Source organism: Pelosinus sp. IPA-1, from assembly GCF_030269905.1.
Taxonomy (GTDB): domain Bacteria; phylum Bacillota; class Negativicutes; order DSM-13327; family DSM-13327; genus Pelosinus.
Genome location: NZ_BSVC01000001.1, coordinates 54416 through 75054, shown reverse-complemented (window position 1 = coordinate 75054; position 20639 = coordinate 54416). Strand labels below are relative to the sequence as shown.

Here is a 20639-nt window from a genome sequence, read left to right as displayed (position 1 = left end):
TTAAACTTATAAAGTATTTATTCCCGCCGCCCGATTAGCAGCTTCAATAGCCTGATATCCCATATCTAAAGCTTGCGCTGCAGTATGTATACTCTGATCTGGATTGTGGAAACCCATACTGTTTTCTGCAGCTACAAAATCCCAATACCATTGGGCCTTACGCACTAATTCTCGTGCTTTCGCTAGTTCATTCTGATCAGCATTAGGAACTTCACTAGCCGTCTTAATGGCTAAATGGGCCTTACCAATCACAGTACCAGCAGCATGAAGGGTTTGGAAGGTTTCATCTTGCATGGTTTTCACTCGCTCTTGTAGCCACTCCGTTCCTTGACTATGGCAGGAACTGCATGAGGCGTCCAGCGTTTTGAGTGGGCTAGTAACCCAATGGGATGTGTATTTTTGTCCATCTTTACGCATATATGGCATATGACAGTCGGCACAAGCTACACCAGCTTTGGCATGAGTGCCTGTTGAAAATGTTTCATAATCCGGATGCTGTGCTTTTAGCATCGACGCCTGAGAATCAGGATGTTTCCAGTCCTGAGCAAAATTACCTGGTTTTTCTGCATATACATCATACATTTCCCCAGGTTTCAAACCTTTATTCCATGGGAAAACAACCTTAGTGGTTCCTGGTTCAAAATAGTATTCTGCGTGGCATTGGGCGCAGACGTAAGTACGCATTTCTTCTCGACTGGCTTTAGTTACATCAATACCGCGCTTTTGCTGGGCTTCGATAAAGGCTGGATTGACAACGCGTAGGTTCATCGTTTCTGAGTCGTGACATTCTGCACAGGTCACGGGATGCTCTGCCTTGTCCAACAACTCATTCAAAGGTTTATTAGCATAACCCCAGCCATCTTCCTGAAAAAACTTCTCTACATAGGGTGTTTTGCAGGTGATACAGGCACCTTTACTCGCCGGGCCAATCCGTTTGGAATCCCGCAAATCTTCCAAAGCATATACATGACCGCGGTCTTCTGCATAATCTTTGCTAAACGGCATGCCTTTAAAGTTAATCAACAATTCAGGCATCATCTCTGACTTTTGCACTTTTACACTGCCACCATATCCCGTAGGAGATGGCGACATATCCATCATTTTCTTATAGCTTTCATATTGCAGTGGATAATTTTTACCCCATACTGCTGGATCATATTCCCCAGCTGGAATTTTCGCCAATTTCACACTGGATGAGGGCTTGGCAATCCCAATGCGGGTAACAACAAATCCAAAGAAGATGAGCAGCACAGCCAATAAAGCAATTAAAGACTTTTGCCCTTTACTCAACCTTCATCCCTCCCTTGCTTTTGTCAATGCCGTGGACTAATCCACGATGACATTTTGTACAATCATCCCCCCCAGCCATCATCTTGGTATTTTCTACCGTAGATTGATGACAACGCAAACAGTTATCAACCACAATTTCTTTCCCCTTAGTTGACACTTTAATAGAAGCCGGATAGTCGCGTAATATTTCGTGATACGTATCATGCATACCGGTCTGAGACTTAACAATCATCTTTTCTACCAGATTTCTGTTTGGTAGATGACATTCCGTACAGGCAAGCTGCTTGTGATTACTTACCTGCCACGTAGCATGAGCTTGCTCCATCGAATGGCAGGAGCCGCAAAATGCAGGACTATCAGCAAATTTAAACCCGACGACAGTAAAAGCCATACCGATCACTGTAATAACCATGCCTATTAGCATAAGCTTTAAGGCATTGCGGTTCAGATATTGACCAGTATTCAAATATTCCCCCTCCTTTCTTTACGTTTGGGTTTAACTATCCAGTCCCGGCAACAGGACGTTGACCCCATGTTACTCAAAATACCGCATATTTATCTTCTTCAATTCTTTTGTATTGTAAAATATTTTAATTTGGTATACGTCTGATACCAGCCCAGCTAGTGCCAATCGTAATAAGGATAGCTCCCAACCAAACTAGGTTAATCAGCGGTTTGTGGGTGATTTCTACATCAATTTGTTCTAAACTACTAACTCCAGCTAAATTACGCACCCCTAAACTTACTGCCTTTTCCGCTGGGTTGACAGCATTTAGCCCAATTTCATAGGTATCAAAAACTTTCACTGGCGCAACTTTAGTCTGGCCATTACGATAGATCATTTCAGGTCTAATTTCTTGTATATTGCCGTCTTTCGTTACTTCCAAAGTAGCTTGTATTCTAATGTTTTGATTATTTTCTTGTCCTGCCATGCTTACGTCAACAAACTTAATGACCAAACCTTCTACTATCTTCTGGTCACCCTTTTTTAGCATAACTTCCTTGGCAACTTGCCTTTCCTCAGATACAATCGGTGCCAGATAGATATCGGCAGCCATTCCCCGATGGATACCAGGCTCCCGAGCCGCTGGATTGCCCTCTTTATTTAGCTTGGTATAGGGCTGTAGTGAATACTTTTCTAGACCATCTACCTGAAAATTTTGATACAAACCTTTATCAGCATCTAATGTATATTTGCCTTTATAGGTGATTTGAGAACCAAATACTTCTTGGCTTTCACCAAGAACAAAATTAGCTGTTATCGATTGACTTGCCGCTGAAGAAATGACAATTCCCATTACCATAAGCCCAAGACCCATGTGGGCAACAGCTCCAGGACGGTTAAGAGTCTTACCTCCCACTATTCCCGGAATACTCATCACTACTGCCGTGAACGCCAGAGTAATGGTGATCAACAGCATTGGTTGACGCAGTCCATACCCAATGCCCACAAAAACACCAACGCAGGCTACTATAATTAGCCACCAATATCTTTTAACAAGTGAGGCTTCATTCCCCCCTCTTGAAAGTACTGGCCCCACAGTTAAAAGCAGCATCAGCATAACTGCTAGCGGTAAGGACGTCGTGTTGTAAAAAACAGTGCTGACGCTCTGAGGATTGCCTAACATCATCGTCAACAAAGGTGCCGACATACCCACTAGCACTAGAAAACCTAGCAGTGAAAGCGTCAATGCCGCTGCCGCCAATATAAACTCTTTACTGTTAACCCTTGTATATGTCTCTCCCTGTGGCAAACTAGGCCAGCGCATAATGAGTAATAGTAAGGCTACCCCAATTGTTAGCATCAGAAATACAGCCAAGATAGTACCGACTCCTTCATCAGCAAAAGAGTGGGTAGAAAAATCACTGAGTATCCCACTACGAGTTAGGAACGTTCCATATAATACTAAAATAAAGGTGAAAATAACTGCCACATAGGATCCTTTCACCGCTGCTAAACGAATCCGCGTCACTAATAACAGATGAACGAAAGCACCACCGACTAACCAGGGTACTAGGGAAGAATTCTCCACTGGATCCCAAGCCCAGTACCCGCCCCAGCCAAGCACCTTATACGCCCAGAAACCACCAATAAAAATACCAGCTCCTAATGCAGACCAAGCAATGAGAGTCCAGGGTAATGCCCGCTCTACCCATGACTCATGCTTTCCAGACAGCAGCCCTCCGAGCCCATAGGCAAAGGGAACAGCCAATCCTGCATAACCTAGAAATAGTATTGGCGGATGAATCACCATCCAGGGATCCTGCAGTAAAGGATTGAGCCCCACTCCATCTAGTTTAAGATCAGCCAACATCATAAAGGGGCTTTTTACCAACAATAAAATCAGCAAAATCGCTTGCAGCCCGCAATATATAGACATGGTTCCAGGTGGCGCAGTATTTTTACGAATCATAATCAGTCCAAAGACTACATGAAATACTAACCAAAGCATGAACGATCCCTCTTGGCCAGCCCAGAACGCAGAAAGCTTATACGCTAATGGCATTTGCCGCGAAGAATAGCTGAATACATAAGCATAAGCAAAATTATCACTCAAAATAAGATAGAGTAAGTAAGCCGCCCCCACTGTCGCTATTAGAGCCGCTATCAGGTAATACAGATCGCCATTGCCTTGCTGCGGCGGGGATTTTCGAGTGGAAAGTTTGGTAGCCTGAGCCAAATGAGTATTGAAATAGGCGAAACTCGCCATAGCAGTTACAACTAAAGCCAAGACTATTGCAACATATCCGATCATTCTTGTTTCACACTCCCTTGATATTTGGAAGGACATTTCACTAAGAGCTTCTGTGTTACAAACTTTCCATCTTGGTATTTGCCCACTGCCACAACACTAGTGGCCTGTTCTAGACCATCTGGTTTGATTCCTGTATAGTCCACAGTGACTTCTTCACCACTTTCATCCCTCAGCAAAAACTTCACTTTACGTACATTATCCCCTTGCATAATGCTACTTGGGACTATAATCCCACGCACTTGCACATCGCCAGACATTCCTTTTGCCTGAGCAAAAGTTACATAAGGAGTAAGTGAACTGGAAAAGTTTACAATGCTAAATACAGCAAAGAGAAGTATTACGCCGATACCGATGATATGCCTTTGTTTCATCCTCTTCACAACTCCTTACCATTAATCTGACGATACTTTTCTGCTTTCACACCCACCTGCCAAGACAGCAAATGCCAAAACATCAGCGTACAAGCACCTAGAGCTGCAAATAAGACATATAACATCATGGATTCCATTTGCAAATGTCCTGCACTATTAATGACAGGCTCAGGATGGAGCGAAAAATAATAGCGCGGAATAATAAATGCCAAAAACGGCACCGTAATAACGGACAATAGTGCATAAACAGCCGCAATGCGAGCTCGCTGTTCTTCATCGTCAATGGCTGATCTTAATGCTAGATAAGCACCATAAATTAGTAATAGAATAAAAATTGTCGTCTGCCTAGGATCCCAGTTCCAATAAGCACCCCACGTGAGTTTTGCGAAAACGGCACCACTCACTGTCGCCAACAAACAAAACCCTAAACCAAGAGTCGCTGCCGAAGAACTCCACCAGTCATATTTCATGTCTCTCGTCTGTAAATAGCGGATAGCACTGACGGCCGCCAACAAAAATGCAAGCACCGAGACCCAAGCCACAGGGATGTGAAAAAAGGCAATTCGCACTAAATACCCCAAACCTTCTGCTGGCGGTACCTGATAAAACACAGCATACACTACACCAATAGTCCATAAAATCAGACCATATTTTCTCATCAGCCATTCCCTCCTTGCATCAGTCATACCAAAGATAATCAAATAAAATAGAGGCTGCAATAATGATTATTACATCATAACTGACCATAAACATGAGTTCTTGCCAGCTGATGTCCACGCCAGAAATAGCCTTAACAGTGCCGCTAATGGCACTTAAAAACTGGGGTAACAACACAGGAAACGTCAGCACCGTGAACAACGATCCTTTCCCCTGGGTTCTGGCCAACATAGCTGCTGTTAACGTAGACACTGCTACAATTCCTATATCCCCTAATAGCAGTACCATCATTAGTAAACCTGGTAACTGTATATCCACATTTAAAAATAAAATAAATAGAGGAATGACAAGTATTGTCAGTGCTAGTAACAGCAGTAGATTAAATAGCATTTTCCCAAAAAGAACGGCCTGAGGACCTGCATACAGCCGCAAGGTAAACATTGTCCCTGATTCCTGTTCCTGGACAAAGCTCCGCGATAATCCGGCCATCGCGCAAAAAAACAATACTACCCAGAGTAATACAGCAGCAAATTCTGCTGGTAACGAGGTACTACCAATACTTATGCTCACACTAGAAAGAGTCATTAAAGCAAACATTATCAAACTACCAAAGGCGTAACGAGTTCGAAATTCACACAGAACATCTTTGGTCATTATCGCTAAGCAGGCATTATCCCAAATTGATTTTTTGTGTGGCATATTCGGCCTCCCACCATTCATTTGTGGCAATTATAATTGTAGTCCCCTCCCCCAGAGCACCCCGAATCATTTTGCCCACTAACTCTTTACCCTCAGTATCTAAATTAGAAGATGGTTCATCCAGAAGCCATAATGGTGAATGCAGGGCTAACATTACGGCAAACTTAAGCCGTTGCCGCATCCCAGTAGAGTACGCTCCAACTTGACTGTGCTGCTCTTCCTCCAGCCCTACCGCAGCCAGATAGCGAGACAACTCTTCCTTAGCAAGATTCATTCCCCTCACCTGAGCCAAAAATTTTAAATTTTCATAGCCGCTCATGGCACCATACAAGGCGACTTCTGGGGATACCATTCCGATACAATCAAAGCGATCGTTAGCGGTTAACTGCTGGCCATTGGCTACTAAACGAACAGTGCCATAACTAGGGCGTATTAGCCCCGCAATGATCTTCATTAGCGTAGATTTACCAGAACCGTTTCGCCCTGTAATAACCAAACATTCACCCGGCTTAGCAGTTGCCCCTATAGAATGGAATAACATTTTTCCCGAATAGTGTTTACCTACATCTGTCAATTCTACATTCACATATTTTCTCATCATATTCCCTCTATCACCTTGATCTGACAAATTTCTTGCTATTCTTTATTATCCATAATTCGGCATTTACCTTTAAACCAATCAAACCTCCCTTGCATTTTCCTCTCCCTTTGTCTGTTTTGTCCTTCCTACGCCGTCCTACCTATTTACCCTTAGGTTAATCATATCCCATACTCCTTACAAACCCCTTACGAGAATATTACAAATTTATTAAATTTTCTAATTTCCATTAAAAAATTTTGCATAGAAACAAAGTCGGTGATAACCGTAATTATCACCGACTTTGTTTCTATGCAAAACTACTATCTAGATAACTTGAATTAAAGATTTTACATAGCAATCAATGTTCATTCTATTCCTTCGCAAACCAATAATATAGATGCACTTTCTTTAATGTATGTCTCTAGATTACATTTATGATTTTTCACTGATTTCAAACTTATATCCTAGTCCCCATACCGTTTTGATATACCGAGGTTCAGCCGGGTCGGGCTCAACCTTTTCTCGCAGTCGCCGCACATGAACCGTCACGGTATTTTCATCTCCCTGGTAATCACTATGCCACACTTTCTTCAACAATTGCATCCGCGTAAATACCTGCTGTGGATTACTAAATAACAACCATAGCAGTTCAAACTCTTTTCCTGTAAGACTGACCATCTTGCCATCCACAGCCACCCTGCGGGTTTTCGGATCTACCTCTAGGCCACCGCGGACCAACGCTTGACTGTTCTCTCGCTTTTTCAGACCGCTAGCCCGGCGCAGAACGGCTTGCACCCTAAGAACCAGTTCCATAGGGCTGAAAGGCTTGGACAGATAATCGTCTACCCCCATCCTAAAGCCAGTAATTCTGTCCAATTCATCACCCTTAGCAGATAAAATGATAACCGGAATATCATGTTCTTCAATCAGTATTCTACATACATCTAATCCATTTAGCTTTGGCAGCATTAAGTCTAATACCACCAAATCGGGCTCTTCTGCTTCTACAACTTGCAAGGCCTGTTCCCCATCAACAGCCGTGAGCGTCAAAAAGCCTGCTTTTTCTAAACAATGGCATACAATTTTTATTATTTTAGCATCATCATCTACTACCAAAACTTTTTCACAAGCCAATGACTAACACTCCCTTCCTGACAACGGCAACATAAAGGAAAAGGTACTGCCCCGGGCAATCTGACTTTCTACCCAGATACGTCCCTCATGTAGTTCTACTAAATGCTTAGCCAAAGACAGTCCAATTCCACTACCTGAATATTCCCGTTGATCTGAATGATTCCCCTGAACAAATTTTTCGAAGATAGACTCCTGTTCCTCTGGGCTAATCCCAATACCAGTATCCTGTACGGAAACGAGTAGCGAGCCTATCTTGCCATCCTGCCAGCTTAGTCCTGCCACCACCTTAATGTTTCCGCCTACAGGTGTAAATTTGATAGCATTGCTAACCAAATTGCGGATAATATGCTTTATCTTATCATAATCTGCTGCAATCAACGGCAGATCCGGCAGGATCTCAATAGTACAATTTAGTTGCTTCTTCGCCACTAGCGGAGCGACCGTTCGCATAATACTTTCGATTACTTCTCGAATGTCAACCTCCTGATAGCTCACACGAATCAAACCTGCTTCAATTTTAGACAAATCCAGAATATCGCTGATTTGGCTAAGCAATTGATGCCCACTCTCGAAAATATCTTCTAGATATTCTCGTTGCTGACTACTGAGTGAATCGCCTTCGGTCAGTAGTATTTCGGCAAAAGCAATAATGGCTGTGAGCGGTGTTCGTAGTTCATGACTCATAACCGCCAAAAATTCAGATTTCAGTCGATTGGTTTCTGTTAATCGGATATTGATCTCCATCAATTCCCTACCTTGCTGCGCCAACTGATCATTCGCATTATGTAATTGACGAGTACGTTCATCCACTTTAGTTTCCAAGCTATTATATAGTAACTGGAGTTTACCAGCCATACCGTTGAATTCCTCTGCCAAATCTCGCATCTCATCATAGGTATGAATGTCCGTCAGCTGGCTGGATAAATCACCACGGCCAACCTCTCTGACCTTGCCCGTCAATTCACGAATGGGCATGACCACAATATGTTCCATGACCAAATATACCAGCCCCATGCTGGCTAGAACCATAATTACAAGAAATGACACCGATGTTATAATATTGGCATTCTGATTGGCAAGAAATGCTGTCATGGGAACAACAATACTAATAGCACCTGCAAAATCACCAATGGAATGACCTTCCTTTAAATAACCGGATATATCCTTCTGACCTGCAGGCCCACCGTGGCACGTCATACAAGATTGGTCATAATGTAGTGACGTGAGATAACGAAACACCTGAACCCCACCCTGATTTTCATAACCCCATACTTCAGTAAGATTATGATCCTCTGCCATATTTTTCATAGCTGCTATCTCAAAATTGTCTGGTGTATTTTCCAGATCACGTACTTCTAAATTAGTCTGTTTCATTTTATAGCCCGAATATTTACTAAAAATATCACTAACGCCCTTACCAACGGCAGCAGGATTCAAATGCTTAAATTCATAATTGCCAATGGAATCAGAATTAATTGCATCTTGCTTTAATGAAATAAAGGACCTTGTCGCCAAAAATTGCTGGGCAATTACCGCTGACTTTTCCTTCATTTCGCCTTCGGCCTGCCTCTGGTACTGCTTTACACTCCAAATCAAATTCATCAACATAACAGTTGTTATCACCATAGCCATTGCCAACATAAATTTCATGGTTAAACTGTTTTTTAATCGCATGTTTCACACCTAGCTACATTATTTGCCTATTTCGCGGCATAAATCGCTACTAAAATGCTATTTCGGTTCGTCCCTATTTCATTCTTGATTACAGCAAATTATCCTGCATATACCAATCCACTTTCATTATATAGCTACACTTATTAAATAAATGTGTTTTATATCACTGATTTGTATAAAATATTACTCTATTATTAATGGTACAGTACATAATGGGAGGTTTTTCATGAATATCAAAATGCTGACTTGGCGTAGATGTAGTCAATTTTATTTTTTACTTTTGATGATTACAGCTGGCTATTTTTTATCCAAAGCACTTATTTTATTACCAACACTAGGATTTGATGCTGTGCAGTATCGTTTTCCTGTATTAGAAGGTTTTTTACCGATTTCAGCTACTGTCGGTCTTAAGCATTGGTTAATGAATGGAGAATTTGACCCTATCCATCCAGCTGGTCTAACCATTTTGCTGTTGGCCATTTTCTCTGCTTTATTATTAAAGCGAGGCTTTTGTAGTCATATTTGCCCCATTGGCACACTATCTGAGTACTTATTTAAGGCGAGAGCTTATTTTTATAGACAAAAACTACGAGTACCTGCAATACTTCATTATCTTTTGATGGCACCCAAATATCTGCTGCTACTTTTTTTACTAATTGTCGTACTCATTGGCATGCAATCGGATGAGATCGCTTTCTTTATCCGTTCACCCTACAACACCATTGCTGAAGTTAAAATGCTGTATTTTTTTTCATCCCCTTCCTTGTTAACGCTTAAAGTTCTAGCAGGGCTAATCCTATTATCCCTACTTATCCAGAATTTCTGGTGCCGCTATTTGTGTCCGTATGGTGCTTTATTAAGCTTTTGCTCGCTATTTTCCCCTGTTGCCATTACTAGGAATTCTAAACAATGTATTTCTTGTCAAACCTGCGATAAAGTTTGCCCAAGTCAACTCTCTATTTCTTCTGCAACAAGCATCTCTTCTCCAGAGTGTACAATCTGTCAAAATTGTATTAACAATTGCCCACGTGGTGTGCTAAAGATTCATAGTAGTTTCGCTACTCGTCCGTTCAGTACCGGACAGTATTCATGTTTTCTAGTTGGTCTATTTCTGCTAGGAATACTAATTGCAACGATAAGTGGTCACTGGAGATCTGTAGAATTACCTGGCTACTGGATTAAATATGCCCCTCTAGCAAATATGATTTTTCATTAAAGTACTACAATTGCTTAAGACTTTCCGATTCCGTAAAAAAAGGAGGTTGCCCACAAGTTAAACTTATGGACAACCTCTACTTTTTTACTCTCTAGTAACAAAATGGTATCATACATTATTAGTTTGCTTGCTTCAATGCACTTTTCAAATCATCCTCTGGTGTACTTATTGGTTTTATATTAAATGTTTCCACTAAATACTGTAATACATTAGGGGAGATAAAAGCTGGTAAACTAGGCCCTAGTAACATTCCGTTTATTCCAAGTGATAATAGTGCTAATAAGTCTGCAACTGCTTTTTGCTCATACCAAGAAAGTACAATAGAGAGTGGTAGCGAATTTACATCCGTATCAAAGGCATCGGCTAATGCTGTAGCGATTCTAACTGCTGAATAGGCATCATTACATTGACCTATATCTAATAATCTTGGTAATCCAGCTACTGTGCCAAAATCTAAATCGTTAAATCTGTATTTACCACAAGCTAACGTAAGAATGATACAATCCTCGGGGACCATTTTAGCAAATTCGGTGTAATAACTTCTTCCTGGTCGAGCCCCATCACAACCACCGATTAAGAAGAAATGTCTTATTTTTCCTTCCTTGACTGCATTCACTATGGCTCCAGCATGCGATAATGTTTCATGATGTCCAAAGCCAACCAGGATTTCTTTTTCTTCCTGATCTTCTTTAAAGCCGCCAAGTTCTAAGGCTTTATTTATTATTTCACTAAAATCTTTTGTCCCATCGGCACTAACTGGGATATTTTGTACTCCGTCCCAGCCAACAACATTCGTTGTAAATATTCTATCCTTATATGTTTCTCTTGGTCTCATTAAACAGTTGGTTGTCATTAAAATACATCCTGGTATTTCGTCAAATTCTTTCTGCTGATTTTGCCAAGCAGTTCCATAATTACCGACTAAATGTTTATATTTTTTTAGTGCTGGATATCCATGCGCTGGCAGCATTTCACCATGAGTATAAATGTTAATTCCCTTACCTTCTGTTTGCTCAAGTAGCATTTCTAAATCTCTTAAATCATGACCTGATATAATGATAAAGGGACCCTTTTTAATGTTTCTATTCACTTTATGAGGCGAAGGATTTTCATATGTTGTCGTATTTGCTTCATCGAGCACCTTCATAACTTCTACACTCATATTCCCTGCTCTCATTGTCATACGTATCATATCGTCAAGAGTCAAGTTATCATTGGTAGTAGCTTCTAAACCTTGAAAGTAGAAGTTGTCCACTTGATCACTATTATAGTTTATAAACCTTGCTTGATGTCCATAAGCACTGATTCCTTTTAATCCATATAATACTGTTGATCGTAAGGATCGAATATCAGCATCGAGGTTTTGATCATACATAATACCAGCTTGGACTGCATCTTTTAGCATTGCTTCTTTTGTTTCACTTGCATTATAAGTAGCTGCCACTGGATATTGTCCTTCTGGCGCTTGATTTCTTATTTTTTCTTTTAACTTTTGTGATTCTTTTATTAATTGTACATGATTTTCAGCATCGAAATTTACATTTGTTAATGTGGTAAAGAGACCATTCTCTACAAACTTCACAAATTCTTTATCAATGGTTTTCCCCTGGTCGATAAGAGCCTTCGCATAGCAAGAAATTCCTTTTAACTGATAGATTAATAAATCTTGTAAATTTGCGATTTCAGGTGTTTTCCCACAAACACCACTTTTCGTACAACCTTTTCCCCCAAATGTTTGTTCACATTGATAACAGAACATTGAATTTTCCATTTTAATCTCCCCCTATAATATTTTTTTGACAATCGCCTAATGAGAATAATATTTCATAGTCAATGTGCATCTTTACCTATTATTTCTTCAAAACATCTTTTTATGCTCTTATATAGATTATACTCCTATTCGCTGTGTAAAACTCAGAATATTCGGAATACAATGGATATAATACTATATTTTTCGTCAATTTCCTGCTTTTTCCTTAGTAGGAAGTTTTTTATTAAATGATTTCTGTACCTTATCTCATAGCCCTTACTTAAACAGAAGAATACTCATCAGCTCCCTAAGCTGATGAGTATTCTTCAATTACAGCACATATATATTTCGATAACCTGTCCACCCCATTAACCAAAATGTAGTTTAGGTCTTATATATAGTGTATAAAAGTATCAAGTAACTCTTTATTATTGCTATGGCTGGATCCATCAAAGGCCAAGTCAAGCACAGGGTGTTTTAGCTCATCTTTATCTTTGTTTCTCAAGATTTTCTGTATTGTGGCAGTATTTTCATACATGGAACTAACTGTTAAAATGCCATGCACATGCTCTGGGCAGCGAAATATCTTGGCAAGTCTGTATCGTCCAGCCCCTCCTGCATATAGGGCTAACCTCCTATCAGCCTCCCTCAATAACTCATCAAAATCCGTATCAAAAGAACTGTATTCTGATAAAATATCCGATATCCCCTTCATCAATCCCTTCATTTTTCCCAGATTTTCTTTAAACCCTTTGCGATTCTTTGGTGCCTTATTGAGAACATCATGCCATATAAAGAGCAGTATTTCAGATAAAGGCTGATACAACATTCTATGATTTTTTTCCAAAGCTTCTAATTGAAAATTATTTAGATACCCATTAAATATAATACTAAATTCTCCAAGCACATAGATCTGTTTATCATATATCTTTTTCTGCAACTGGCTATAAACATACTTAGAGAGCTGAATAAGGTTTGGTTCATTTAACCCGCCAGTTTTGATTAACTCCAGTCCTTTCATCAAAACCTTGTCCCGGTCTTCCTTGTCAGAAGCCATTACTAAATCAGCCAATATCACTCCTAAGGCGAAATCAAAGCCGTAATCCTTATTTTCCAATAAATCCTCGATAAATGGAGAAATTACTTTTCCCTGATAGCCTGCCCCTTTTATTATCTCGCTAACTAATTTTCCATACTGGCCATAAACCTCACTGCCTTCACTTTGAGGCAACCACAGTGTAACGTCCTTTTCCGACCTATTCTCCAAATGATAGAAAATGTCCCCTAACAAAGAATACATTGATAAATACTCTTTGGACTTAGTAAATCTTTTTCCCAATTCTAGTGACGCTTGTTTTGTTTGAGGTAAAATCTCTGCTGCAATTCCCTTAACTTTGAACCATTCACATAAGACTTGGCTATAGGGATAAATATTCGGCAATAAGACTTTTCGCTCCATTATTTCCTTGGTACTCTTGGGTATATGCTCTAGTACTTCTGCTGCCGCTGTTTTTGCATCATAATTATCCAAACTATTGACAAAGGCTTCTAATCGAGTAATGACCCCAACACTTGATGAGTGTTCATCCACTTCAATATGCAAATAAGGTTTCCCCTGCATTTCGGCATTGAAATAATGGCTCAGTACAGTATCTGGTCCGCAGCCATGGTTAGTAATATAGATGGGATAAAGATTAGGCATGTCCCTTACAATCTTTGCTCCTGCCAAAATATGTTGTCCGAAGGGCCAATACATATTGGGATGATCCTCAGACACGTCATAATCAAAAGCAGGAATGTTAGCGAGGGTTAACACCTTGTACCCCATCTCCCTTAGCTTTTGGGGAATCTTCATATTGAGTATAGGATCAGCTACATTATAGGTTCTGGTCATGATGACAAAGGCTTTTTCTTCATCTTGAAGACTCTGCACTAGTTCCTGGCTCAAGACTTCCACATCCCGGCTATATTCTTGCAGCCTAGTCATACCTTTCATAACGGCAAAGGCCATTTGCGCTTTATTTTTCCCCAATTCCTTACCCATACCTAATAAGGTCTTCAGCATATAAGCTTTACCAAACTTAAAGGAGAGAGCTGGAGATAGTAATTTTACGCCCTTCTTCTCTAAATCCATCACATGGGAAACAATTTTCGATGTGGTCTGCATGTATACGCAGGCATAATCCTCCCGAGTTTTTGAAACATCATGTTTCATAGTATATAAGCTTGGCAGAAAAATATAATCTACACCTTGATTTAATAAGGAAGCTACATGACCATTGATCAACTTAATAGGATAGCAGGTTTCATCTAGAGAATACTCTTGGCTAAGGGCCACAATTTCTTCATCCGTTGCTTTCGATAAAATTACATTAAAGCCCAGTGTTTTAAAGACTTCATGAAACATGGGAAACAATTTATGCAGAAATAATACTCTGGGAATACCGATTGTCAGTTTTGCACTATCAATGTTACCGGTATACCCCTTTAAAAATAATTTTTCCATTTCCTGTCCAACATTGCGCGGGATCGAGTGACTGGCTTCTTTGTCCATGACACCCTGCGCCAGTTTTTCCCGAACCAAGAGTGCAGTTCCTAAGGCACCTGTCACGCTAAAAAAGCGTGGGACAACGATATCACGTTTTAGAACAGCACGAAATGCGTTAATAACCGCTTGGTTATAAGCGATCCCTCCCTGCAAAAAAACTTTGTTGCCAATAGTCCGATTGCCCACTACACGATTTAGATAGTTGCTTACAATCGAGTAGGCCAGGCCGGCTGTGATATCTTCCTTACTTTCATGACTCGCCAACGCTTTGGCAATGTTTCCTTCAATAAATACTGTGCATCGATCTCCTAAATTCAATGGGTTTTCACTCTTTAGCGCCAACTGGGAAAATTCCTCAATAGGTATATCGAGTTTTTTTGCTTGTTCTTCAATAAAAGATCCAGTACCAGCGGCGCATATTTTGTTCATCTCAAAATCCACAACCATACCATTTTGTATGCTAATATATTTTGAATCCTGTCCGCCGATTTCAAAAACCGTATCGACCTCAGGATCAGCTTCTACCGCGCCTTTTGCTTGTGCGGTAATTTCATCGATAATAAGGGTTGCCCCCAGCTCATTGCCGATGAGGTAGCGGCCCGATCCCGTGGTTCCCATCCCTTTTATTTTGAGGTGCTGTCCGAACTGTTCCTGCAAAGAATTAATTCCCTCCCTGACAACCTCTCTGGGATTCCCTCTTGTTCGTAAATATCTGTGTGCAATGACATTTTTTTCGTCATCGATCAATACCAGATTCGTGCTAGTAGAACCGATATCAATTCCCAAATAACCCTCACTAAGGTTAACAGTATTTTTGCAATCATGTTTATTGATACTTTCATTTTGACCAAATGGGTATAAGGCAGGATAAGCACCATTTTGCATATTACGTTTAAGTGAAAAAACAGTTGCATTCCTAAGGTCTTCGAAGGTCACTACATGTTGTTTTTCAGCAGCCAGGAGAGCTGCACCTAACGTACTAATCTTATCAAAATGCTTCGGTATCAAGATATCTTTGTCCTCTAACTGAAATACCTCTTTTAAGGCTGTTATAACCCCTTTATTATGAACCACGCCGCCAGTTAGCATGACAGGTGGTATAACTGCATTCTTTTGTACCACATTAGCTTTAAAGTTTCGTACCAGAGCATAAGCCAGTCCCAATAATATGTCTTCTGTTTTCACACCCTCCTGCTGGTGGTGGATCATATCTGTTTTTGAAAATACGCTGCATCGACCGGCAATTCGAGGCACTGTTGTCGCTTTTTCAGTGTAATCCGAGTACTCGTACAAACTGATCCCCAACCGGGAAACCTGTTCTTCCAAGAAAGAACCTGTTCCAGCCGAGCAACTTGAATTCATAGAAAATTTGATGTGGGTTCTGTTTTGTGCTGAAAGATTCGTAATAAACTTTGCTTTTTGTGCCCCGAGATCCATGATGGACTGCAAGGAATTATCGCTAGCAAAAGCCCCCTCGATCAAAGCAGTCACTTCATTGAGAACATATTTTCCCAATTTAGGCATCCGCTCTGCTTGGTCCCCAGTAATACCAAAGTAAAATTCCTTGATTTTATATTCATTTTCTATTTTTTGCAGCATGTTACTAAATGCTGTTTCAACATTCCCTCTATGGAACACATATTCACTACCTATTTCTCGTTCTTTGTCATCTAAAATGATATATTTGAATGTAGAATAGCCTATATCTACGCCTAAACGAAACATTACATCACCCCTTACAGTTATTAAGTTACTTTATTTCAATCAATATCATAACTAATGATAAAACAGACTGCATCTCCTACGCTATGATGTAAGTCACAGCCAATCATATTCTTGGTATGCGAAGCAGAGCCTTGCCGCCAATTTCCTTCAGATTTCACCTTACGATGGGAAGTCTTGTCTTAAGCTAAGGTTGGCACATCAGCCCCTGTATCGGACTTACATCGACTAGTAAGCGCCCATGCTGGGCGCACATAAAAAGACTGCCAACGAGTAATTGTTGGCAGTTCGGCATCTATTTAATTTCTCATATTGCCAGTGAGTTCGATCCAGAGAAGAGGGGCAATTCATTTAGGATCATTCATATTTTAAAAAGTATTGATAAGTTGAGACTAACATTTGTGCAATCCTTAAGAGCCTACCTAAAAAGATAAAAGGGTCAATATTATTATCAGCAGAGGTTAAGTACCTATCGACCTACATCCAATGTTACGTCAGACAGGTTGGGTATGATTTCTCCGATAATAATAGACAGCAATGAAAATCAGACCCGCGGCAACTATTAGGCTCGCCTTGTGACCAATGGCATTTAATGCCTCCCAGTTCTCGCCTAATACCATGCCTGCGTAAGTTAGTCCGATTGTCCAAGGAATGGACCCCAACAACGTGTAAATAACAAATTCGCCAAAATTGACTTGCGCAAACCCAGCCGGAAGGGAAATAAAGGTTCGGACAACAGGGAGTAACCGACTGAAAAAAGTAGCCTTTATCCCGTAACGATCAAACCACCGCTGCGCCATATCCACATTGTGCTTGGACAATAAAAAATATCGACCATACTTGGCGACTAACGGTTGTCCGCCATAATAACCCACCAGATAAGCAATAATTGAGCCTATAAGTCCGCCGACTACCCCAGCAACAACCGCCATCGTAAAATCCAGTTGGCCTAGATATACTAGATAGCCTGCAAAACCAAAGATAAGTTCGCTAGGAACGGGGACGCAGGCGCTTTCCAATGCCATCCCAATAACAATTGCTACATAGCCCCACTGGGCAATATAATCTATAACGACATGAAAGAATTGCTCCATGACACTCACCTCCAGTTATACTTAATTTATGATCATGTTTTTTTCTTAAAAACCTTCAATATTATACCGCCAACAGCCGTAGCAGCCACAATAAACAGCGCCAAGAAACCTAATGCAGGGACGTTATACAACAAGGCAGTCATAACAGCTCCGACAAAGGTCACACGAACACTCCCCACCTTGTCCTGTTCTGGCAAGAGAGGGAACAGGCAGGTGCAACTTTGTCTCAATAATAGTCCATGTGGCGAGTAACAATGTTAATGGTTTGTCCAGCAGTCCTTTATTGCGTTCAATCAACCAACTACTGACAAGGCCGGTCGTCATCCCACCAAGGATATCACTCGGATAGTGCAGCCCCACATACACCCGTGATAACGCTACTAGGATAGCAAAAGCCATCAAAAGATTACTGCCCGCTGTGCGTCCGAAGAGACTGCCGGCAATGGAAAACGCACCAGCAGCATGGTCACTAGGGAAAGAAGCATCTTGTGCGCCTTGCAGCAACCGGTTTACTGGTTGATCCAAATAAGGACGATTGCGATACCAAATATGGCTAATTAGCTGGTTCATTCCCATAGCTAACATTGCCGCGAAAAAAGCATATAACGCACGCTTACGGTTCTCAGTAAGCTCATCTGTTGAGTTACCGCTAAACCATAGGCTTATCAAGTATAAACTAAATACCACCGGCCCGTACTCTGAAAGTATCATTATAACCTTATCCACCCAAACAGAGTGGCCAGATAATCCATTAATCATAAATAATAGAGTGTTATCATAGAACATAGTTTTTTCCTCCTTTTTGCTATTACATACTATAAGACAATGAGCATGCAAAAAAAGTTCACGCCTAGCAAAACTTTTTTTAGGTCATCAGGAAGTATAACACTTTCTTGATTCCAAGTAAGAACGACTAAGGCTTCTGCCTGCGTCTTAGTACTTGGCCGAATCCAAGTCTTATGATATTGCTATTGGTAGTTGAATGATAATCGTTGTTCCAACATGGACCTCACTGTGCACCTCGATAAGACCGCGATACTTTTCAACAAGCCTCTTAGCAATGGCTAGTCCTAAGCCGCTGCCGCCTTGCCTCCTACTGCGAGCCTTATCTACCCGATAAAATCGATCAAAGATATGGGGAAGATCACTATCAGGAATACCCATGCCGTAGTCCCGTATAGCAATACAGGCATACTCTGCATTTATATATCCTAGAATATTGACGCGTTTGTCTATCGTTGAGTACTTGATTCCATTGTCTAGTAAGATAAGCAGTATTTGTTCCAGATGATTAGACGTGATGGCAATTTGGATTTCTTCTAGCGCGGCTAATTCAGCTGAAAAGTCAACTTCAGCATGAATAAGGACCATATTCTGAATCGCTTGTTCAATAATGGGAACAGGCCATATTTTTTCCTTCTCTAAATCTGCTAGCGATGCCTCCGCTTGTGACACTGCCAATAAATCCTGCACTAAATGCTTTAAGCGCTTGGTTTCTTGCAAAGACGTTGCAAGTGACTCCTCTAAGACTTTCGAATCATCCTTCCCCCACCGCACCAACAGCGAAAGATGGCCTTCAACAATTGCAATGGGTGTACGCAGTTCATGGGACGCATCCTCAACGAACTGCTTTTGCTGCCGAAAAGAGTACTCGAGCTTATCCATCATGGTATTAAACATGGTGGCTAGCGCAGAAAGTTCATCTTTCGCCTCATAGACTTTTACTCTCTCTTGCAGACCTTTTTCCTCTACCTTCTTCATGATATTTGTCAAATCTTTTATCGGCATCAATAACTGACGCGAAATAACCATCCCACCCACGATACTCAATAAAATTGCTACGATACCACCTGCCGTCATAACAGTCAGGATAACATTCAGTAATTGATCGACGGCCCTAATATTGCGTACAATTTCAATTGTACCTGTAAAGTGAGGAATAATAAGCGGGGTACGCACAATTAGTAAATGATCCTCTCCATGTCGTCCCTCGATTATCCGTGACGTTTGCACAAACTCTGAAGTGACCCATTCAGGCCTTATGTCTTTAGTTACTACGAGAATACTTCTGCCATCTTTCTGGATAATCCGAATCATTTGTCCCTGCTCATTTATCTTTTCTAAAAATTCTTTACTACTTTCCAGTTCTTGTGCCCCGATATCCTCATCGTTGTCTAAGAAGTAGTCTTGAATTGCCGCAGCAGTACTTTGCATGACATTTCGTTCCCGGTTATTTACCCATTGATTGATAACAAGATACTGGATTGAATTGTACAGAACAATGAGGCAAAAAAGCAGCAGAGCTGACCCCAAGGCAAGTTTCCAACGAATCGGTAATTTTGAAAAAGCATTTACTATCCTCTTCATTTTCTCATCACATACCCCATGCCGCGTACCGTCTGAATAATACTGTCTTCCTTAGGCTTATCCAGCTTATTGCGCAGATAACGTACATAGACATCCACCACATTGGTCTCAACCACTGCCTCATATCCCCAGACCCGGTCTAGCAGAACATCGCGGCTTAAAACCCGGTTTTCATTTTGCATAAAAGCAACTAGGAGATCATATTCCCGTTTGGTTAACTCTACAACCGTTTCATCTCGTTTTACTATGCAAGACTCTAAATTCACCGTTATATCACGATAAATCAGCTTATCTTTTTCCGTATTTTCTGGTTTTGTGCGACGCAATATCGAACGCATACGAGCCAGCAATTCCTCGATGGCAAAAGGTTTAGGAATATAATCATCTGCTCCACTGTCAAGCCCAGATACTCGGTCAATGATAGTGTCCCGAGCGGTCAACATGATAACTGGGGTATCTTTTGCGTTGCGTAGCCGACGACAAACCTCAATACCATTTAGTTCCGGCAGCATAATGTCCAATAGAATAATATCCCAATCTTGTTCTAAAGCAAGTTCCAAGCCAATTCGACCATCGACAGCAACTGTTACCAAAAATCCCTCATGCTCTAATTCCAGTTCAACAAATTTGGCCATATTCACTTCATCTTCCACAAGTAAAACCTTCGTCATGTCCTCACCCTCTTCAGCAAGAATATATATATTCCTTTAGCTTTCACTATATATTAAATTATATAAGGAAAAGAGAGCCTTTTCACCACGATTGGGCAATAAGGCTCTCT

17 protein-coding genes are annotated in these 20639 nt (G+C 40.9%); 1 reads left to right on the top strand and 16 read right to left on the bottom strand.

Annotated features, from left to right (window positions below; translation table 11 throughout):
* Positions 1–6: 6 nt before the first annotated feature.
* The 9 genes from QSJ81_RS00350 to QSJ81_RS00310 all read right to left on the bottom strand — a co-directional run bounded on the left by QSJ81_RS00350 (position 7) and on the right by QSJ81_RS00310 (position 9161).
* The gene (locus tag QSJ81_RS00350; RefSeq protein ID WP_285715425.1) at positions 7–1290 is read right to left on the bottom strand and encodes an ammonia-forming cytochrome c nitrite reductase subunit c552; all 1284 of its coding nucleotides are present in this window, start codon (positions 1288–1290) and stop codon (positions 7–9) included.
* Entirely contained in the window at positions 1283–1756 is a 474-nt protein-coding gene (locus QSJ81_RS00345; RefSeq protein WP_285715424.1) for a cytochrome c3 family protein, read from the bottom strand. Before QSJ81_RS00345 ends, QSJ81_RS00350 begins: the two co-directional genes overlap by 8 nt.
* Before the next feature lie 124 nt (positions 1757–1880).
* On the bottom strand, positions 1881–4046 hold the full coding sequence (ccsA, locus tag QSJ81_RS00340; RefSeq protein ID WP_285715423.1) for a cytochrome c biogenesis protein CcsA: 2166 nt from the start codon (positions 4044–4046) through the stop codon (positions 1881–1883).
* Positions 4043–4417 carry a cytochrome c maturation protein CcmE domain-containing protein gene (locus QSJ81_RS00335; protein WP_285715422.1) on the bottom strand — a complete coding sequence of 125 codons (375 nt, stop codon included), beginning with the start codon at positions 4415–4417 and terminating at the stop codon, positions 4043–4045. The genes ccsA and QSJ81_RS00335 overlap by 4 nt, the downstream gene beginning before the upstream one ends.
* Before the next feature lie 5 nt (positions 4418–4422).
* Positions 4423–5076, bottom strand: coding sequence for a cytochrome c biogenesis protein (locus tag QSJ81_RS00330; RefSeq protein WP_285715421.1), 654 nt, complete (start codon positions 5074–5076; stop codon positions 4423–4425).
* Between the two features lie 19 nt (positions 5077–5095).
* Positions 5096–5773, bottom strand: coding sequence for a heme exporter protein CcmB (locus QSJ81_RS00325; protein WP_285715420.1), 678 nt, complete (start codon positions 5771–5773; stop codon positions 5096–5098).
* Complete coding sequence (locus QSJ81_RS00320; protein ID WP_285715419.1) at positions 5745–6374, bottom strand: ABC transporter ATP-binding protein; 630 nt, start codon at positions 6372–6374, stop codon at positions 5745–5747. The genes QSJ81_RS00325 and QSJ81_RS00320 overlap by 29 nt, the downstream gene beginning before the upstream one ends.
* Before the next feature lie 411 nt (positions 6375–6785).
* Complete coding sequence (locus QSJ81_RS00315) at positions 6786–7487, bottom strand: response regulator transcription factor (protein WP_285715418.1); 702 nt, start codon at positions 7485–7487, stop codon at positions 6786–6788.
* Between the two features lie 3 nt (positions 7488–7490).
* Positions 7491–9161, bottom strand: a complete 1671-nt coding sequence (locus QSJ81_RS00310; RefSeq protein ID WP_285715417.1) for an ATP-binding protein — start codon at positions 9159–9161, stop codon at positions 7491–7493.
* Between the two features lie 226 nt (positions 9162–9387).
* On the opposite strand from QSJ81_RS00310, the gene QSJ81_RS00305 reads away from it, so the two are divergent.
* Positions 9388–10377: a 4Fe-4S binding protein gene (locus QSJ81_RS00305; protein WP_285715416.1), complete on the top strand. Its 990-nt coding sequence runs from the start codon at positions 9388–9390 to the stop codon at positions 10375–10377.
* Between the two features lie 118 nt (positions 10378–10495).
* Here the strand turns inward: QSJ81_RS00305 and hcp are convergent, their stop codons facing one another.
* From hcp to QSJ81_RS00270, 7 genes are all read right to left on the bottom strand, one after another.
* Positions 10496–12148, bottom strand: a complete 1653-nt coding sequence (hcp, locus tag QSJ81_RS00300) for a hydroxylamine reductase (RefSeq protein WP_285715415.1) — start codon at positions 12146–12148, stop codon at positions 10496–10498.
* Positions 12149–12518: 370 nt separating this feature from the next.
* Complete coding sequence (locus tag QSJ81_RS00295) at positions 12519–16400, bottom strand: acyl-CoA dehydratase activase (protein WP_285715414.1); 3882 nt, start codon at positions 16398–16400, stop codon at positions 12519–12521.
* Positions 16401–16891: 491 nt separating this feature from the next.
* A complete protein-coding gene (locus QSJ81_RS00290) occupies positions 16892–17491 on the bottom strand; it encodes a DedA family protein (protein WP_285715413.1) in 600 nt (199 codons plus the stop codon).
* Between the two features lie 32 nt (positions 17492–17523).
* Positions 17524–17655: a hypothetical protein gene (locus tag QSJ81_RS00285; RefSeq protein ID WP_285715412.1), complete on the bottom strand. Its 132-nt coding sequence runs from the start codon at positions 17653–17655 to the stop codon at positions 17524–17526.
* Positions 17615–18328 carry an undecaprenyl-diphosphatase gene (locus QSJ81_RS00280; protein WP_285715411.1) on the bottom strand — a complete coding sequence of 238 codons (714 nt, stop codon included), beginning with the start codon at positions 18326–18328 and terminating at the stop codon, positions 17615–17617. Before QSJ81_RS00280 ends, QSJ81_RS00285 begins: the two co-directional genes overlap by 41 nt.
* Before the next feature lie 120 nt (positions 18329–18448).
* Positions 18449–19858: a sensor histidine kinase gene (locus QSJ81_RS00275; protein ID WP_285715410.1), complete on the bottom strand. Its 1410-nt coding sequence runs from the start codon at positions 19856–19858 to the stop codon at positions 18449–18451.
* Positions 19855–20529, bottom strand: coding sequence for a response regulator transcription factor (locus tag QSJ81_RS00270; RefSeq protein ID WP_285715409.1), 675 nt, complete (start codon positions 20527–20529; stop codon positions 19855–19857). The genes QSJ81_RS00275 and QSJ81_RS00270 overlap by 4 nt, the downstream gene beginning before the upstream one ends.
* Positions 20530–20639 lie beyond the last annotated feature (110 nt).